The organism is Micromonospora sp. NPDC048947 (assembly GCF_040649495.1).
In the GTDB taxonomy this organism is placed as follows: Bacteria; Actinomycetota; Actinomycetes; order Mycobacteriales; family Micromonosporaceae; genus Micromonospora; species Micromonospora alfalfae.
The window spans coordinates 730,953-747,802 of record NZ_JBEZFO010000001.1; the positions used below are offsets into that span (position 1 = coordinate 730,953).

General features: G+C 71.7%; 15 protein-coding genes. 3 read left to right on the forward strand and 12 right to left on the reverse strand.

What is annotated here, in order from left to right:
- Nucleotides 1–25: 25 nt before the first annotated feature.
- The 6 genes from AB0B98_RS03240 to AB0B98_RS03265 form a co-directional block, all read right to left on the reverse strand.
- Nucleotides 26–1,804 carry an ATP-binding cassette domain-containing protein gene (locus AB0B98_RS03240; protein ID WP_357360500.1) on the reverse strand — a complete coding sequence of 593 codons (1,779 nt, stop codon included), beginning with the start codon at nucleotides 1,802–1,804 and terminating at the stop codon, nucleotides 26–28.
- On the reverse strand, nucleotides 1,801–3,528 hold the full coding sequence (locus tag AB0B98_RS03245; protein WP_357360502.1) for an ABC transporter ATP-binding protein: 1,728 nt from the start codon (nucleotides 3,526–3,528) through the stop codon (nucleotides 1,801–1,803). Before AB0B98_RS03245 ends, AB0B98_RS03240 begins: the two co-directional genes overlap by 4 nt.
- A 72-nt stretch (nucleotides 3,529–3,600) precedes the next feature.
- Nucleotides 3,601–3,720: a SapB/AmfS family lanthipeptide gene (locus AB0B98_RS03250; RefSeq protein WP_013734295.1), complete on the reverse strand. Its 120-nt coding sequence runs from the start codon at nucleotides 3,718–3,720 to the stop codon at nucleotides 3,601–3,603.
- 5 nt (nucleotides 3,721–3,725) lie between these two features.
- Nucleotides 3,726–6,323 carry a class III lanthionine synthetase LanKC gene (lanKC, locus tag AB0B98_RS03255; protein ID WP_357360504.1) on the reverse strand — a complete coding sequence of 866 codons (2,598 nt, stop codon included), beginning with the start codon at nucleotides 6,321–6,323 and terminating at the stop codon, nucleotides 3,726–3,728.
- Nucleotides 6,324–6,453: 130 nt separating this feature from the next.
- Nucleotides 6,454–6,981 carry a carboxymuconolactone decarboxylase family protein gene (locus AB0B98_RS03260; protein ID WP_357360507.1) on the reverse strand — a complete coding sequence of 176 codons (528 nt, stop codon included), beginning with the start codon at nucleotides 6,979–6,981 and terminating at the stop codon, nucleotides 6,454–6,456.
- Between the two features lie 126 nt (nucleotides 6,982–7,107).
- The gene (locus AB0B98_RS03265; protein WP_357360509.1) at nucleotides 7,108–7,635 is read right to left on the reverse strand and encodes a PadR family transcriptional regulator; all 528 of its coding nucleotides are present in this window, start codon (nucleotides 7,633–7,635) and stop codon (nucleotides 7,108–7,110) included.
- Nucleotides 7,636–7,697: 62 nt separating this feature from the next.
- Between AB0B98_RS03265 and AB0B98_RS03270 the strand changes: the two genes are divergently transcribed.
- The 3 genes from AB0B98_RS03270 to AB0B98_RS03280 all read left to right on the forward strand — a co-directional run bounded on the left by AB0B98_RS03270 (nucleotide 7,698) and on the right by AB0B98_RS03280 (nucleotide 10,266).
- A complete protein-coding gene (locus tag AB0B98_RS03270) occupies nucleotides 7,698–8,453 on the forward strand; it encodes an alpha/beta fold hydrolase (RefSeq protein ID WP_357360511.1) in 756 nt (251 codons plus the stop codon).
- 360 nt (nucleotides 8,454–8,813) lie between these two features.
- A complete protein-coding gene (locus AB0B98_RS03275) occupies nucleotides 8,814–9,392 on the forward strand; it encodes a hypothetical protein (RefSeq protein WP_238667978.1) in 579 nt (192 codons plus the stop codon).
- 268 nt (nucleotides 9,393–9,660) lie between these two features.
- A complete protein-coding gene (locus AB0B98_RS03280; protein WP_357360513.1) occupies nucleotides 9,661–10,266 on the forward strand; it encodes a lytic polysaccharide monooxygenase in 606 nt (201 codons plus the stop codon).
- A 157-nt stretch (nucleotides 10,267–10,423) separates the two neighbouring features.
- On the opposite strand, the gene AB0B98_RS03285 is transcribed toward AB0B98_RS03280, so the two are convergent.
- The 6 genes from AB0B98_RS03285 to AB0B98_RS03310 form a co-directional block, all read right to left on the reverse strand.
- Nucleotides 10,424–12,076 carry a serine/threonine-protein kinase gene (locus tag AB0B98_RS03285; RefSeq protein ID WP_357360515.1) on the reverse strand — a complete coding sequence of 551 codons (1,653 nt, stop codon included), beginning with the start codon at nucleotides 12,074–12,076 and terminating at the stop codon, nucleotides 10,424–10,426.
- A gap of 113 nt (nucleotides 12,077–12,189) precedes the next feature.
- Entirely contained in the window at nucleotides 12,190–12,918 is a 729-nt protein-coding gene (locus tag AB0B98_RS03290; RefSeq protein WP_357360517.1) for an anti-sigma factor, read from the reverse strand.
- Nucleotides 12,915–13,541 (reverse strand): sigma-70 family RNA polymerase sigma factor, encoded by a 627-nt coding sequence (locus tag AB0B98_RS03295; protein WP_357360519.1) that lies wholly within the window; start codon nucleotides 13,539–13,541, stop codon nucleotides 12,915–12,917. The genes AB0B98_RS03290 and AB0B98_RS03295 overlap by 4 nt, the downstream gene beginning before the upstream one ends.
- 48 nt (nucleotides 13,542–13,589) lie before the next feature.
- Nucleotides 13,590–14,333, reverse strand: coding sequence for a class F sortase (locus AB0B98_RS03300; protein WP_357360521.1), 744 nt, complete (start codon nucleotides 14,331–14,333; stop codon nucleotides 13,590–13,592).
- Nucleotides 14,293–15,081 (reverse strand): hypothetical protein, encoded by a 789-nt coding sequence (locus AB0B98_RS03305; RefSeq protein WP_357360523.1) that lies wholly within the window; start codon nucleotides 15,079–15,081, stop codon nucleotides 14,293–14,295. The genes AB0B98_RS03300 and AB0B98_RS03305 overlap by 41 nt, the downstream gene beginning before the upstream one ends.
- A 136-nt stretch (nucleotides 15,082–15,217) precedes the next feature.
- Complete coding sequence (locus AB0B98_RS03310) at nucleotides 15,218–16,741, reverse strand: molybdopterin-dependent oxidoreductase (RefSeq protein WP_357360525.1); 1,524 nt, start codon at nucleotides 16,739–16,741, stop codon at nucleotides 15,218–15,220.
- Nucleotides 16,742–16,850 lie beyond the last annotated feature (109 nt).

Below are 16,850 nucleotides of genomic sequence, written 5' to 3' on the forward strand. Positions count from 1 at the left end.
CGGCGCCGTCGGCGCGGCCGCAGGGTCAGCCTCGCCGCGTCGACGCCGCCGGGGACGGCACCATCGAGTCGTCCCAGCAGCCGACGAGCGCCCGGTAGGTGGCCGAGCGGGCCAACAACTGTTCGTGCGTCCCCACCACGGGCTCGTCGCCGTCAAGGACCAGCACCCGACCGGCCCGCAGCGCGGAACTGATCCGGTGCGCGATCACCACCAGGCTGCCGGGCCGCCGGGCGAAGGCGGCCTCGACCGTCGCTTCCAGCACCGGGTCCAGGTGACAGGTCGCCTCGTCGAGGACCACCAACGGGGCGGGTGCCAGCCAGGCCCGGACCGCCGCGATGAGCTGCCGCTCGCCGGCGGAGAGCAGGGCCGGCGCGACCGGCGCGCCCAGGCCGCCCAGGCGGGTCGCCAGGGGACGCGCACCGAGCGCGTCCAGGGCGACCTCCAGCGTGTCATCGTCGGCGTCCGGCCGGAGGTAGCGGAGGTTGTCGGCGAGACTGCCGGTGAAGACGTACGCCTCCTGGGGCACCAGCACTCGCATCCGGGCGAGAACGGCCGGCTCAGCCTCGGCGACCGGCATGCCGGCCAGGTGGACCGTGCCTGCCTGCGGCGGCACCAGACCGGCCATCAGGGCGGCCAGTGTGGACTTGCCCGCACCGCTCGGGCCCACCACGGCGAGATGGTCCCGGTCGTTCAGCGTCAGCGAGAAGTTCTGCAGGACGGGCCGGGCGCGCGGGCCGTAGCCGAAGGTCAGTCCCCGTACCTCGATAGCTGGTGGACGATCGGCCGGACCGGCGGGTGGTCGACGGTGGGGCGTCCCGGCGGCGAGGGCTGGCGGGCGCTGGTCGTCGGAGACCGGACAGGTGCGCAGGATGTTCTCCAGGGTCACCGCGTAACGGAGCCCGCCGCCGCCGAGGCCCTGCACCAATGTGTGCAGCGCGGGCTGCAGCCCGGTGGAGACGTAGATCAGCGCCCCCAGCACCGCGCCGGCGGTGAGACCACGCTCGACCAGCCACGGGGCGGTCACCATCAGCACTAGCAGTGGCAGCCAGCCGCCGATGCCGAGGCTGAGGCTGCGGATCGCCGCCATCCGGGCGAGCATGCGTTCGGCGGCGGCCTGCTCCGACACCCACCGTGCCACCTCCGCCGTCACGCGTGTCTGTGCGCCGCACGCCAGCACGTCGCGGTGACCGGCCAGCGCGGTCGCCGACGACTGGCCGAGCTGTTCACCGGCCCGGACGTAGGCGCGCTGGTGCGTGACCATCGCCGGCAGCGCGGCGAGAAACACGACCAGACCGGCGACCAGCGGCGCGACCGCCAGCGCCGCCACCACCGGCGCCAGGGCGAGCAGGCCGAGCACTGCCGCGCCAGCGGAGAAGAGGAACCCGCGGGTCACCATCAGCAGACCGGCGAAGGTGTCGCGGATGATCTCCATCTGATGGGTCAGCCGGGTCACGGCGGCGCTGTCGGGACGGCCACCCGCAGTGGTGGCGTCACGTAACGCGCCCCTGATCACCTGAGCGGCCACCTCGTCGCGGAACGGCTCGACCACGGCGCCGAGGCTCCGGTACGTCCGACCGGTGGCCGCCGCGCCGACCAGTACGGCCACCGCGAGGACCCCCAACCAGGCCAGGCCGTTGAGGAGACGTCCGGCCAGAAAGCCCTCGTCGACGGCACGGGCCACCAGGTAGCCGGCGAGCAGCGCGGGCAGCGACTCGACAAGCGACCAGCCGCCGAGCCCGGCGAGCTCACGCCGCCGGGCCCGCAGCGCCCGCCAGGTCACCCGGCGTACGCCGGCACGGCTCACGACCCACCGCCGGCCGGCTGGAAGACGGCACGGTAATCCGGGTCGGCCCACAGGTGCCGGTGCGGCGCCAGGCCGCGCACCCGGCCGCCGTCCAGCCAGGCGACGAGATCGGCCGCCGCGGCCGCCGCGCTCCGGTGGGTGACCACCAGTCGGGTACGCCCCCCGGCGTGCCCGAGAACCGCCTCGGTGATCCGATGTTCGGTGGCGGTGTCGAGGCTGGACGTCGCGTCGTCCAGGATGAGCAGCCGTTCGGCGGCGAACGCGCGGGCCAGGCCGAGGCGTTGGGTCTCGCCCCCGGAGAGCGGTGTGTCCACCAGCGGGGTGCGGTAACCGCCGGGCAGCCGGTCGATCACGTCGGCGACCGCCGCCATCCGGGCCGCCCGCAGAACGGCCGGTGTGGCCGGGCTTCGATCGGCCGGCGGCGCCGCCGAGTCGACAGGCAGTGCCAGGCCGATCGCGTCGTGGACGGTGGCGCCGATCAGCACCGGCCGGTCGAAGGCGTAGCCGACGGCCCGGCGCAGCGCCACCGCCTCGAGGTCCCGCAGCGGCACCCCGTCCAGTCGCACGTCACCGCTGTCGGGGTCGTACAACCGTCCCGCCACGGCCGCCACCGTCGACTTGCCGGCACCGGACGCTCCGACGACGGCCACTGTGGCGCCGGCCGGCACGTCCAGGTCGACGCCGTCCAGGATGGGCCGGCCGTCGTCGGCGTACACGCACACCCCGCGCAGTCGCAGGGCGCCGCCGCCGGGTGGAAGGGGCCGATCACCTGCCGGTGCGGCGGGCTGCGTCAGCACCTCGGCGACCCGGTGTGCTCCCGCGCGGCTGCGGACTAGGTGGTTCAGGGTGGCGAGCACTGCACCGAGCCCGGCGCCCATTGCCGCGTACCGGACTGCCGCAACCAGTTCACCCGGTGTGAGCCAGCCTGCGGTCAAGGCGTACCCGCCGACCGCGATGACGCTCAGGTTCAGCAGCGGCGCCACGGCCGAGGTGCGCGCACTCGCCCGGGCCAGCAGTGCCCAGGTACGCCGGCCGTGCCGGTCCAGCTCCGGTAGGGCCGCCAGCACCCGATCCTCCTCGCGACGGATGGTGCCGGCGGCGGCGATGGTCCGGGCACCGGTCAACGACTCCAGCAGTCGGCCGGCGATGCTGCCGAGCACCCGTTGGTAGCCGGCGGTCGCGGCCGAGGCGTCGGCCACGAAGGCGCGCATGAGGACGGCGAGCAGGCCGAGACCGGCGAGCAGGGTGACCCCGAGGACCGGTTCCATGATGGTGAGCGCGACGACGCTGCCGAGCGGCGGAAGCACCGCCACGATGGTCAGGACCGTGGCGTTGCCGGCCTGTCCCGCGTCGGCAGCCTGGCCGACCAACCGGCCGACGAGATCACCCACCGGGTGCCGGCGGGTGGCGCGGACGTCCATGGCGAACAGGTGACGCAGTAGGCGCCGGCGCAGTCCGGCGGTGGCACGCGCCGCGCCGAACCCGCTGGCCAGGTCCGTCAGGGTGTCGACGCAGATGAGGACGACGACAAGGGCGCAGGCGGACACCGCCCACCAGCCGGAGCCGCCGGCGAGGGCGGCGTCGACGGCGCGGCCGAGGGCCGCGGGTAGCAACAGTTCGGCGGCCGCGCCGAGCAACGCGACCGCTGCGAGTCCGGCGGTCCAGCCGCCGCCCGCCAGGACCGTCTGCCGCAGCAGCCTGTCACCCACGGCGAACGTCGGCATCGGTCCTCCCGTTGGTACGCGGTTGCCCTGGGTGGGCACGTCTACCCACCCAGGGCCCCACGTGTGCGTGGATCAGTTGCAGGTCGTGACGGAGAGCGAGCTGTCGCCGCAGAGCAGCAGGCTCGCCCGGCTACCGCCACCGGTGCGGTCGGCCGGAGCCATCTCCAGGCCCTGGAGGTCCAGAAGTGCCATGTCGTTCACCTCCCTTCCATCCGTTCGCCGAACTGGTCGCCCCCGCTGTCGCGGGGGAGTCTGTTCGCGCCCGGCAGGGGCGCGAGGAAGGGCAGCGCCGGCGGCTGGTCGTGCTGCGCGCTGGCCAGCGCGTACAGCACGCCGGCGGTGCCGGTGCCGAAGTCCATGGAGAGCCGCAGCAACTGCTCACCGGGGAATGCGGTCCCCTCCCGGTACGGCAGCGCGTGCCAGGCCAGCCGGTCCACCTGCGCGCGGAGTTCGCTGCGGTCGGCGTCGTCGGTCGAGGCGGCGAGGTAGGCGATGATGCCGGCCCGGCCGGTGAAGAGCCCGGACTGTGCGTAGAACGGTGAGCGCGCCGCGCGGCGGACCCCCGCGCTCGCCTCGGCGAACCGTTCGTCGGCCCGGTGGCGCAGGTACTGGTCGAGGACCAACCCGATACCGACACTGCCGTGGGCCAGATAGGGCATGGTGCGCCAGCCCTCATTGACCTCCAGGGCACCGTCCGGACGCAGCACACACCGGCGCAGATCCTGACGCAGCGCCGTCGCGGTGTGCCCCAACAGTTCGGCGTCGCCGCTGAGCTCGTAGAGCCGCAACAGCATCAGCGCCGGTCCGGTCCGGCCGCGCAACAGCCCGGCGTACGGGTTACGTCCGCCGCTGACGTCCGGGCCCGGGTCGTCGGCGAGCTGCCCGATCACCCGCTCGGCGGCCCGCCACGCGGCCTCGCGCAGCGACACCTCCCCGGTGCGTGCGGCCAGCTCGGCCAGGTTGAGCGCGATCCCGGACAGTCCGCTGGCCAGGCTGTGGTCGAGCCCGTCCAGGGGTTCCCGCAGGCAGATGTCGAGAACGTCCAGCGCGTCCTGCCGGCGTCCGAGGTGCTCGAGTGCGTACGCGACACCGTGTAGCCCGTCGTAGAAGCCGCAGCGGGTGCCGGACGGGGGCGCTGTCGCCCGCCGCACCAGCCAGTCCTCGTGCTCGGGCCACCGTCCGGCGCCGCTCTTGTCGAGCGCGTACAGCACTCCCGCCGCCCCGTGGGCGAGGTTGAGACCGCCGCTGCGGAACTGCTCGATGTCACCGGGAAAGAGCCGGTCGTCGCGCTCGGGGGTGGCGCTGGCCACGATCGCCGTCGTCAGTCGGTCCCGCGTGGTGCGCCAGTCATCCGCGCCGAGAGCCCTTTGCGGGTTCGCGGCGACGCGCGGCTCACCGGTGATCTCCTCGACCGCCGGATCGAGGAAGGACCTCGGCACCGGGAAGTTCGCGGCGATGATGTCGGCCAGGTGAGTGACCTTCGCCGGGGCGAGCCGGACCAGCTGGGTCAGTGGCAGGAACAGTGCCAGCCGCAGGCACGCCAGGGCGTACCGGTCGACCGCCGGCCCGCTGCGGTCCCTCGGTGCCGCGAAGCCCTGGTTGCGCAGCCCGGGTCGGCGGTGCCCGGCGATCGGGGCGGCCACCTCGAAGTCCACCAGGGCGACCCGGTCGTCCGGCCGGATCATGATGTTGAACAGGTGCAGGTCCCCGTAGACCAGGCCGCGCTCGTGGATCGCCGTCACGACGGATTCGACCTGTTCGTAGGTCTGGCGGGCCCACTGGGCGTACGCCGCCCGGTCGTCGTCTGTCGCGTCGGCGTCGATCAGCGGGTACCTGTCGACAAGCACCTTGTTCAGCGGTCGGCCCTCGATGAACTCGAGCGCGAGGAACCGGTGCTCGCCGAGGGCGAACTCGTCGTGTACCCGGGGCACCTGCGGAAGGTCGGCGAGTTGCCGTAGGGCCTGCGCCTCGCGGGCCAGCCGGGCGACGGCGTCGGTGCCGTCGGCGTCCAGGCCGGCGTGCGGTCGGGCCTCCTTCAGCACCACCTCGGTGTCGGTACGCAGGTCCCTGCCCACGTACAGGCCGCCGCCGTTCGAGAAGTGGATCACCCGCTCGATCCGGTACGGCACCTCGTTGGTGCTGGTGTCGTTGCGGGCGGCCAGGTGCGGGCCGAGGAAGTCGGGCAGGGTGACCCAGGACGGCACGTGGAAGACGGGCTCCCGGCGGTCCGGCACCAGCGTGCCGGAGTCGTCCTCGATCGCCGGAACCACCTGGCCGTCGGCTGAGTGGCAGTAGCGGGCGGCGAAGCCTCCGTAGCGCACGTAGACCGGGCCGGTGCCGTAGCGCAGATCACTGAGGATGTACGGCCCGGTCTCGCCGGTGAGCAGTTCGTCGAGCTCCTTGCAGGCCAGCTCCAGCTCCGCGTCGTCGCGCGGATAGACAGTGATGAACTTGCCGCTGGCGGCCCGGGCGGCGTACTTGGAATTGCGCAGCAGCAGCGTGCGCGGCCCGCGCAGGAACTTGAAGGACAGGCTGCGGGGGACGCAGTAGTTCCAGACCGCGTCCAGCACCCGCTCGGCGTTCGCCAGACCGGCCGAAACGTGGATCTTCCAGCCCTGCTGCGGCAGCGAACCGCCGTCGGGGCCGTAGATCAGCCAGTCGTCGAGGGGCTCGCGGCGCCAGCCGGTCGGCGTCGGCCGTTCGGCGGCCGGGAAGACGGGCTGGGCGACGGCGCTGCCGAGCGAGTCGTAGAACAGCCGATCCGCGGCGCAGTAGCTGTCGTAGCGTTCGTCCACCGTCTCGCCGCCCCTCGAACTCGGCCGGCTGTTCCGGCGTTGAATCGAGTCTCATCGACGGGACGTGGTGGGCTCCAGTGCGCTTAGTCATCACCTTCGATGCGGGGCGCACAGGTACTCATGACATTAGTCAGGGCCGCGCACCGTAAACGGCGGCGCCCATCGGCTTGTCGACTTCCAGGTCCGTTACCGCCGCGATCCGGGCGATCATCATGTACTGCCCGATCACCATCAGGAGTTCAACCACCTCACGCGGGGACAGCAGCCCGATCAGTGCGGCGGTGGTGTCGTCGGGCGGGCGGACGTCGCGGACGACGTCGGTCGTGAAACGCAGGACGATCCGCTGGTCTGACGTGAAGCAGTCGTCGCCGATCTGGTCGCGCCCGAGCGCGTGGATCATCTCGTCCGTGACGCCGACGGAGCGGGCGATGGGCTCGTGCTGAGCCCACTCGTATGGCACGTCGCTCAACTGGGCAACTCGCAGGATCGCGATTTCGCGGAGCAGTGGGTCGAGGGCCAGGTCCGTGAGCAGCGTGCCGCCCCAGCGCATCCACTCCGGAAACGCCGTCTCGGCGTGGGCCATGACGCGGAAGAAGCTCAGGGGAAGCGCGGCCTGCAGCGCCTTGCGGACCGGAGCCGGGGCCTCGGCCAGATTCACGTACGGCAAGCGACTCATGTTTCCCCTTAAGCACGGCAAATCGGGTGCCCCGGACCATATCCCGATCCCCGCTGCGCCCGCCGCCGATCCGTTCGGATGCCGCTGGCAAGACCCCGATGACGGTGGTCATCGGGCGAGCGATGTCAACATTTCCCGCAGCCAGGCGATCTCCGTGCGGCTGGTGGCGGTGGCGATGCGGAACAGTCCTCGGCGAAAGGGATCGTCGGGGAAGTCGTTGGCGCGTAGTGGCCGGTCGCCGTCCCAGAAGAAGCTCGCCGGCTGGGTGAGGAAAGTCAGCCGCCGGCGCAGCACGGCCCCCTGGGCCGCCGGGTCGTCGAGGTGGCGCAGGAAGGCCAGCAGCGTGAACCAGCGGTTCTCGTCGGTGATGAACAGCTCGTCGGGTGCGCGGAGCTGACGCAGCAACTCCGCCTGGCCGGCCGGGCTCAGGGTCAGCACGTGCCGTGGTGCCGCCATCTGTCCAGCCTGCACGTCACGGCGCAGCAGGCCCGCACGTTCCATGCGTTTGATCGTCGGATACAGCGTCCCGTCCGCGATCGGCCGGACGTGGCCGGTGAGTGCGGCCACGCGCCTGCGCAGCTCGTAGCCGTGCAGCGGGGCGTCGGCCAGGAAGCCCATTATCGCGAACTCCAACACCGTGTTAGCTTACCTCGGCCAAGAGATACCTCGAACACGAGGTATGGGTCAGGAGGTATGTGATGCGCGGCGCCCAGGTTCGACCAGATGGCACGACGATCCGCTGGGTGGAACTCCCCGGCACCGAACCCACTCGGGTCTACCTGCACGGGCTCGGCGCCTCCTCACCGGCGTACTACGCGGCGGTGGCCACGAACCCCACCCTCGCCGGACGACGCAGCCTGCTGATGGATCTGCTCGGGCACGGCATCAGCGACCGGCCGGTCGACGCCTCGTACACCCTTGAGGAGCACGCCGACCTCCTCGCTACCGCGTTGACAGCAGCCAAGGTCAGCGCCGCGCAGGTGATCGCACACAGCATGGGCGGCGCCGTCGCCATCGTCCTGGCGTCGCGCCATCCGCACCTTGTCTCCGCACTGGTCCTCGTCGACGCCACCCTCGACCCGCAGCCGCCGGGCGAGGGCATCGGCGCCCGCTACACGGAGGAGCAGTTCGTCCACGGCGGCGGCCGGTCCGAGACCCTCACCCGGGTCGGCCCGGCCTGGGCGGCGACGATGCGGCTCACCGGCCCAGAGGCGCTTTACCGCACTGCGGTCCACCTCGGCCGCGCCACCACCCCCACCATGCGTGAGCTGCTGGTCGACCTGCCCGTACCGCGCACATACCTCCATCCGGCCGACAACGAGCCGAGAGGCGCGCGCGCCCTGACCGATGCCGGCGTGCGGGTGGTCGCCGTACCAGAGGCTGGCCACAACATCATGCTGGACAACCCCGATGGCTTCGTCGCGGCCACAGAGGCGGCATTGCGGGGGCGGTGATCCTCAACCACTGGAGCGGGTGACCGGCCCGAATTCACGCTGATGCCCGTCGATGTTGCCAAAGCCGATCCAGACGTGCTGGAATGGCTCATATCGCCGCAGCGCGGGGGCAACCGCGCTGGGAACGGCCAGCACGGGAGCATCGCAGCGCCGGCAGCGCGCCGCCTTGGCGGACGCGCGCCTGGCGGATCGCCGGGCCATCTCTACGACGGCGGGCACCTTGCCGGGCAATCATTCTCGCCCGCCGTAGGTAACCCCCGGCACGTGTCCCCGACGGCTGACGCGCTCGACGCCTGACCCGCCGGGGGCGTCCGATTCGGCCTGCCAGCACCAGAACCGGCGACGAGGTGAGAAGCAACAATGATTTCCCGAGAGACTTTCGCGGGTTGGTACCGGAACCGCTTCGTGTGGGTAGCGGTGATTTTGCTGGTGGTGTCGGCCGGCACTGTCGTACTGGTCAACCGGGCCGGCCCGGAGGCGAAGCCGGCGGATCTGCAGTCGCAGATCATCGCCCGGATGCGTACCACGCTCGAACAGGCGGACCCGGGGCAGCACAACCACGCCGGACACGGGGCCCAGCAGGCGGCCAGCACGGCGAAGCCGGCGGTGATCTGCGGGGTCCGCGTCTACGGCTACGAGCCGACCGAGGCCACCGCGCTCGCCGACGTGCAGACGGTCTACGGCTTCCACCTCTGCGGGGTGGCCGAACAGAAGCGCCCCTGGGACGTGGCGGTCAAACTGGCCGGTCCCGTGATCATGGACATGTCCACCGAGCCTCCGGGCATCCAGGTGGTCGAGGCGACCGCCGAGGTCATGTTCACCGACCGGGTGCGGCAGATGCTCCCGCCCAAGTACGCGGATCTGGCGCTCAAGGAGGCGCTGTCCGAGTCGGAGATGGCCGACCAGCGCCGCCGATACGACGCCGCAGCCGGCCTGTGACCATGCCGGGCAGCCGGTGGCGTGGTCATCGCTCCACCCTGATCCGAACCGGGGCGGCTGCGGACAGCCCGGTCAGCTCGATCCACATCCGACCATAGATAGATAACGGTTGATATTTACATCGATAGATGCAACAGTTGGTTTGGGAGCGTTCCCATTCTGATCTGTAGTCCCGATGAGCGGAGGATGAACAGTGCGTTCACTCAAGTCCGATCGATCCGGCGGACGATCCCGGTCACCAGTCCGTCGGTCGCTGCGAGCATTCGTCATGGTGTTCGCCATCGTGGCCGGCATGCTGCCCTTCACCGGGGCAGCCCAGGCCCACGGCACCATCATCAACCCGATGAGTCGCGCCTATCAGTGCTGGAAGACCTGGGGCAACCAGCACATGAACCCCGCCATGCAGACGCAGGACCCCATGTGTTGGCGGGCGTTCCAGGCCAACCCCGACACGATGTGGAACTGGATGAGCCAGCTGCGCGACGGCCTCGGCGGCCAGTACCAGGCTCGTACCCCGGACGGGCAGCTGTGCAGCAACGCCCTGTCCAGGAACGACAGCGTCAACCAGCCCGGGGCGTGGAAGACGACCACCGTCAGCCGCAACCTCACGGTCCAGCTGTACGACCAGGCCAGCCACGGCGCTGACTACTTCCAGGTCTACGTCACCAAGCAGGGGTTCAACCCATCCACCCAGAAACTCGGGTGGGGCAACCTCGACCTGATCACGACGACGGGGCGCTACGCGCCGGCGCAGAACATCTCGTTCAACGTCTCGCTCCCGTCGCGCAGCGGGAACCACATCCTGTTCGTGCTCTGGAGGGCGTCGCACCTGGACCAGACCTACATGTGGTGCAGCGACATCAACGTCACCTGATCGGCACGACCGACAGCTACAGAATCGATCCGGCTCAGGGCGCCAACGCCCTGAGCCGGATCGCTGTTCCGGTCCTGGCCTCATCCGCACCCTCGCGCACTGGTCCACTCTCCGGTTTCCACCGCGATGGCGACCGGTGTGACCGGCCACCGCCGGGTCAGTCGAGCCGGATGCTCGCGAGGGCCAGTCGTTGGAGAGGTTCGGTCTGGTGCCACTGGCTGTCCTGAGTGATCCAGGACAGGCTGTAAGCGCGGGCCCTGCTCTCGTTGACCAGCAGCCGGCGGGCGTGCAGCCGCACACCGCCCGCCTGGTCGCAGGTGTACTCCCACTCCGCCGCGCCGCCCGGGCGGATGACCGGCCCAATACTGATCTTCTGGTAGCCGGCCAGCGCCCCGGTGGTCAGCGCGTCTCGCTCCGCGGCCTCCCACCGCTTCGACGGTACGGAGGAAGCTGTGGCGGCGGGGTCGATGGCGATGGCCCGCACCTCGGCGGGGTCACGGAAGCAGACCAGTGCGCCCTCGGTGTGCCGGGTCCATCCCGCGGGCACCGCCAGCAGAAAGCCGGCGCGGTCCTGGTGCCACGCCCACCCGTTCGGCAGGGCGTACGGCAGCGGTGCGCCGAGCGCCTGCAGAGGCTCGGCCTCGCTGGCGGCGGCATCGTCCAGGCAAGGGTGGGCTGGCGGTGCCGTCCCGGGCGGCTCCACCAGGCCGGCGGCCGCGCCGCCCGGTTCGGCCGCCGGAAGGCTGTCCTGGCCACGCCAGCCGCCGATCACGGCTCCGGTTGCCGTGACGACGACGGCCACTACCGCCAGCAGGCCCACCACGGCGCCAGCGAACGCCCAGCCGGTCCGATCGCGGGTGGGGGGCGCCAGGACCGGAATGACCATTGTGGTGATCGCGTCCGCGGCGGCCGGAACCGTCGGCGTGCCGGCCGGCGGTCGACGGCGCGACGTGGCGCGCAGACCAGGCCAGCGGCGCGCTCGCGGTGCCGGCACGGGCGTCGCCGCGGCAACCCGCTCCAACTGGTCGCGGGCCTCCTGCGCGGAGAGGCGTTGGCGGGGGTTTCGCAGCAGAAGACCGGTGATCGCTGGTTCGAGTGGCAGGACGGTCATCCGGTCCGGCGCCTCGGTGGCCAGGGCGGCGAGCATGGCCAGTGTCGACTGCCGAGTCCACGGGGGGCGGCCCTCCGTTGCCAGGTAGAGCGTCGCGCCGAGGGCCCACAGATCGGTGGCGGGGGTGGACCTGCCGTCGCGGGCACGCTCCGGTGCGGAGTACTGGACCGTCGACAGGCTCGCCGCGGTCACTGTCGCCGGATCCCGGATGTCGAGGAGCGACAGACCAAATCCGCCGAGCATGACCCGCCCGTCGTCGGCGAGCAGCACGTTCTGCGGCCGAACCTCCCGATGCGTCACTCCCCTCGCGTGGGCGGCACCCAGTGCGGAGATCAGGTGCAGACCGACCCGCGCCACCTCGACCGGTGCCAGCGGACCATCGGTGGCAACCACCTCGGACAGGGGCCGGGCGGCTACGTGCTCCATCACGAGCCACAGATATCCGTCGGTGCTCAGCACGTCCCACATCCCGACCACGCTCGGATGGTCCAGACCGGCCAGGCCGCGTACCTCCCCGAGCGTTCTGTCCCGCAACCGGGACCGCTCGGCGTCGCTCACCCATCCCGGCAGGGCGATCTGTTTGAGCGCGACGTGCCGGTCGAGCAGCTCGTCGCGTGCCAGCCAGACGGGTCCCGGGGTCGCGGTGTCCCCGATCAGCAGGAGCCTGCGGTACCGGCCGGCGAGCAACTCGTCATCCATGCCAATGATTCGGAGCGGTCCGCTGTCCGGATGGGTGGGGTGACCAGAAGCACCAGGGCTCGGGAAGCGGCCGGGGTTGGGCCGGCCGCTGGTGTGACGGCGGCCGGCCCAGCTCAGCTCAGCTCGACAGTGCCCACGATCTGCGTGGGGGCAACGGAACCACCGACGGGCTCGTTGGACACCCCGAACACGCCCGCCTCGCCGACCGGGCCGATGACAGTGGTCAAACCCCTGTCCCCCTCGGCGAGCTGTCCCACCTTGCGGGGCTCGCTGCCCCGGATGAGCCAGAGCTCGTAGATCCGCCCGGCACCGGGCGCGGGCAGGTCACGCAGCAGCACCACACCCCGGTCGCGGTCACGGGAGACCACCACAGTGGCGGCGCCACCGGGCGGCAGCGACCGCTCGAACACCCGGGCGTCCGGGGCGTCCAGAACGGCGGCGATCTGCCGGGCCTGGTCGCTGCTGGCCTGCTCGTCGCTGATCCGATCGTTGCTGACGGTCCAGGTGACAGCGCTCGCGCCGCCGGCCACGAGGACGGCTGCGGCGGCGGCCACTGTGAGCTGTCGCCACCTGCCTGGCTGCCGTCTGCCGCCGGCGCCCGCGACGCCGAGGCGCAGCTGCGGGGTCCGGGCCGCCTGGGCGAGGGTCCGCTCCCGCAGACCCGGCGGAGTCTCCTCGATGACGGTGTCGTCGGCGAGGCGGGCGACGGTCTCCCGCAACTCGGCCACCTCGACGCGGCACGGCTCGCACTCGGCCAGGTGCCGCTCGAACGCGGCCCGCTCGACGTCGTCGACCGCGTCCAGGACGTACGCACCAGCGAGGGTGTGAACATCGGCGCTCATGCCCGTCCCTCCATCTCGATGCCCAGGCAGTCGCGCATCCGGATCAGTCCGTCGCGCATCCGCGTCTTCACCGTCGGCAGCGGCGTCTGCAACTTCTCGGCGACCTCTCGGTAGGTGTGACCGCCGTAGTAGGCCAGGGTCACCGACTCCCGCTGCACCGGCGTCAACCGGCCCAGGCACCGGCGGACCTGCTCCCGTTCCAACCGGGCCGTGACGTCCTCGACCACCTCGTCGTAGGGGACGTGTGTCTCGGTCGCGGCGACCTGCAGGGCACGGTTGGTGTGGGCCTGTTCGGAGCGCACCCGGTCCACAGCGCGGCGGTGCGCCATGGTCAGGATCCACGCCGAGGCGGAGCCCCGGCCGGCGTCGAAGCGGCCGGCGGTGCGCCACACCTCGACCATCACCTCCTGCGTCACCTCCTCCGCCTGCGCCGGATCGCGGACGACCCGCCGGGCCAGCCCGAGGACCCTGCCCGCCACGGCGTCGTACAGCGTGGCGAATGCCGCCTCGTCGCCCCGCGCCACCCGCGGCAGCAACTCGTCGGCGTTCGGCGGGGTCGCGGTGTCCGGCGGCACCGCTCGCAACCGCCGCCCCTGTTCCGGGTCACCGCTCATTCTCGGCATGTCCTCTCCCTGTGCTGTCGACGGCTCGGTGTGCCGCCGCACTCGTGTCTAGGCGGGATGAGCGTGGGCGAGGCGCGCGTAGACGATGACATTGTCGCGGTAGTGCTGGGTGGTGTCGTCGAACTCGCCGCCACAGGTGATCAGGCGTAACGCCGCGTGGTCGGTCGCCCCGTACACCTCGACGGTGGGGAAGCGGTCCTTGGGATGCTGCTCCACACCGGTGACTGTGAACGTCGCGGTGCTGCCGTCCTGACGGTCGACGGTGATCCCCGCGCCGACAGACAGCTTGCCCAGGTCGAAGAACGTCCCACGGCGGCCCTTCCAGTTGACGTGCCCGGCCAGCACGGCCGGGCCGAGAGCGCCGGGCGTCGGCGCCTTGGTGAACCAGCCCACGTCGGTGGCGCTGTCCGGCACCTGCATCGCGCCGTCGGCCTGCAGGCCGAGGGCGACGATGGCGGCGGTGGCCTTCAGCGACGGGATCGACACCCGGGTCGGCGGTGAGCCGGCCATCAGCGGTCCCGTGGTCAACTCACCTGGCCTGGTCGCCGGGGCAGGCGACGCGTTCGCGGCCGGTGCCGCAGCGGACGCGTCGGGTCGGGGTGGATCGCCGCCCCGGTTGGCGACTGCGACACCGATCGTCAGGGCCGCCGTCACGGTGAGGATGCCGGCCGCCGCCAGGAGCGCGTGGCGCCCCCGGCGACGGCCGACCGGCACTGGTGTGTCACCGGTGTCCAGCACTGTCGCCGCCGGCTCAGCGCTCGCCGGCGAGCCGGCGTCGCGCAGCCACCGCACCGGCGGCACCGAGCAGCGCGAGGCCACCCACTGCGTAGATCATCATCGGCGATCCACCTGAGGTGCTGCCGTCGCCGGTGGCGACGCCACCCGCGGGTACGGAGCCGGCGGCCGCGCCGCTGACCATGCCGCACGTCGCGGGGTCGGTGGCCTCGGCGGGGATGCCGTTGACGCCGACGGACTTGGCGAACGTCGACTCGCCGAGCGCTTCCATGTCGTACTTGCCGTTCTTGTTGGCGTCGATGCCGTGCTGCACGAGGTGCAGGTCCTTCAGGTGCGCGATAGTGCCCTTGGGCAGTTCCGCGGCGGGGATGGTGCGCTCGTAACTGAGGTTGCCCTTGGCGTCGGCCGTCGGCATCCGGTCCACCGCCAGGCCGCTGGCCTTGGTGGTGTCTCCGGTGGTGGTCAGCGAGATGAAGATGTCCCCGTACATCTTGAGGCCCTCTTCGGTGCTGACGTAGCCGTTGCCGTTGGCGTCGGCGGACTTGTCCGGGCAGTGGAAGTCCATGCCGTTCGCCGCGCCGTGCACGTGCTGGGCGTGCGGCGAGTTCGGCGTCATGCCCTTCGACCGGATCATGACTTTCAGGTCACCGCCGCTCGTGGCGGTCAACGTGGCGGTACCGGTCGCGCCGGTCTCGTTGAGGTCCTGCAACTGGACCTGCACGCTCTCGTCGGCGTGCGCGACGCCCGGAAAGGCGAGGATCAGGGCTGCTGCTGGCACGGCGAGCAGGGCTCGGGACAATCTCACGACAAATCTCCGTCTCCGCCTGGGTGCGGCGTCGATGCTCAGGTGCTGTCGTGAGGGATTCGTCGCCCCCCGTGCACCGGATTGGTCCCGGCCCGGATTTCTTTCCGGCCGGACGGTGACCGTCGGACGCACCAGGTCAGGTGATGGTGACTGTGGTGCTGTGCCAGCCGGTCGCGCCGTCCGGGAAGGGCTCGGCCCGTTCGTCGGTCTGGGCGACGCCGGTGGCATCGGTGGCCCGTACCCGGAGGGTGTGGCTGCCGGAGGTGGCGTCCCAGCGGTAGGTCCACTGCCGCCACAGGTCTGGTGACGGGCCGTCGGCGAGGCGGGCCTGCCGCCACGGCCCGTCGTCGATCTGCACCTCGACGGCGGTGATCCCGCGACGTTGCGCCCAGGCGACACCGGCGATCATGACGGGGCCGGCGCGCCGTTTGGCGAAGGGTTTCGGGGTGTCGATGCGGGATGCGGTCTTGACGGGCGCCTCGGCGGCCCACCCGCGCTGCACCCAGTAGGGATCGAACGCCTCGAAGGTGGTCACGTGCATTGAGGTGAGCCACTTGCAGGCGCCGACGTAGCCGTAGAGACCGGGGACGAGCATGCGGACGGGAAAGCCGTGCTCCAGGGGCAGGGGTTCACCGTTCATGGCCACGGCCAGGAGCGCGTCGCGGCCGTCGAGGATCGCCTCGAGCGGGGTGCCGATGGTCATGCCCTCCACGGATCGGCTGACGAGCTGGTTCTGCCCGGCGTGGATGCCCGCCTCGCGCAGCAGCGGCGCCAGCGGGATCCCCGTCCAGCGGGCGGTGCCGATGTAGGGGCCGCCGACCTCGTTGGAGACACAGTTGAGGGTGATGTCGCGCTCCACCACACCGCGGGCGAGGAGGTCGTCGAATGTCCAGCTACGGGGCCGGTCGACAGCACCATCCAGAGTCAGCCGCCAGGTCTGCACGTCGACCTGCGGAACGGTGAGGGCGGTGTCGACCCGGTAGAAGTCCCGGTTGGGGGTGAGGAACGCCGACACCCCGTCCACGCCAGCGGAGACGCCGCCGGGTAGCGGCGGCGCGGGTTGCGCCGGCGGCGGTATGCGAACCGCAGCGCGGGAACGGGCGCCTGCGGCGTTGCGGCCACCGACAGCCTGGCCGATGGTTGCCGTGGCGCCGGCGACGAGCGCTGCCCCCGCCGTCGTGGCCAGAAACTGACGGCGGTTGAGCAGCCGCGGCCGACCCGAGTCAGGAACCGGGGACGTGCGAGCGGCGCGCGCCACCACCAGCATCGCGACCATCCCGATGCCGGTGCCCGCCAGTACCGGCAGGACGTCCACCGGCGTGGCCGTCGGGCGGGACAGGGCGGCTGCGACACCGACGGCAGCGAACGCGGCAAGGCCCGCCAGACCGTAACGGCGTCGTCGTAACGTCGCCGCGCCGAGCAGGACCGCGCTCAGGGCCAACAGTGCGTAGACGCCGCCGAGGAGGGCGATCTTGTCGTTGGCGCCGAAGGCGCGGATAGCGAATGCCTTTACCGGCTGCGGTGCCAGGTCCACGGCGGCACTGCCGACTGCCAGCACCGGGTCGGCGGCCGGATCGACCAGTGCCGCCACGAGGTGGGCCACGCCCAGGGCAACCCCGGCGCTCAGCACACCGACGACGAGGCCGCGCGCGGCGGTCATGCTTCGGGGCGGCCCCCGGGGGGGGGGGGGGGGCCCCGGGGGGGGGGGGGGGGGGCGGCCACGAAGCCCCGGGGCCGCAGACGGCAGAAAACATATAAAGGGGGGTGGT

Coding starts and splice junctions, on each gene's coding strand:
- AB0B98_RS03290 (WP_357360517.1), bottom strand. CDS start 12,918: ATGAGCGCCGATGTTCACACCCTCGCTGGTGCGTACGTCCTGGACGCG.
- AB0B98_RS03245 (WP_357360502.1), bottom strand. CDS start 3,528: ATGCCGACGTTCGCCGTGGGTGACAGGCTGCTGCGGCAGACGGTCCTG.
- AB0B98_RS03250 (WP_013734295.1), bottom strand. CDS start 3,720: ATGGCACTTCTGGACCTCCAGGGCCTGGAGATGGCTCCGGCCGACCGC.
- AB0B98_RS03270 (WP_357360511.1), top strand. CDS start 7,698: ATGCGCGGCGCCCAGGTTCGACCAGATGGCACGACGATCCGCTGGGTG.
- AB0B98_RS03310 (WP_357360525.1), bottom strand. CDS start 16,741: ATGACCGCCGCGCGCGGCCTCGTCGTCGGTGTGCTGAGCGCCGGGGTT.
- AB0B98_RS03275 (WP_238667978.1), top strand. CDS start 8,814: ATGATTTCCCGAGAGACTTTCGCGGGTTGGTACCGGAACCGCTTCGTG.
- AB0B98_RS03285 (WP_357360515.1), bottom strand. CDS start 12,076: ATGGATGACGAGTTGCTCGCCGGCCGGTACCGCAGGCTCCTGCTGATC.
- AB0B98_RS03280 (WP_357360513.1), top strand. CDS start 9,661: ATGGTGTTCGCCATCGTGGCCGGCATGCTGCCCTTCACCGGGGCAGCC.
- AB0B98_RS03295 (WP_357360519.1), bottom strand. CDS start 13,541: ATGCCGAGAATGAGCGGTGACCCGGAACAGGGGCGGCGGTTGCGAGCG.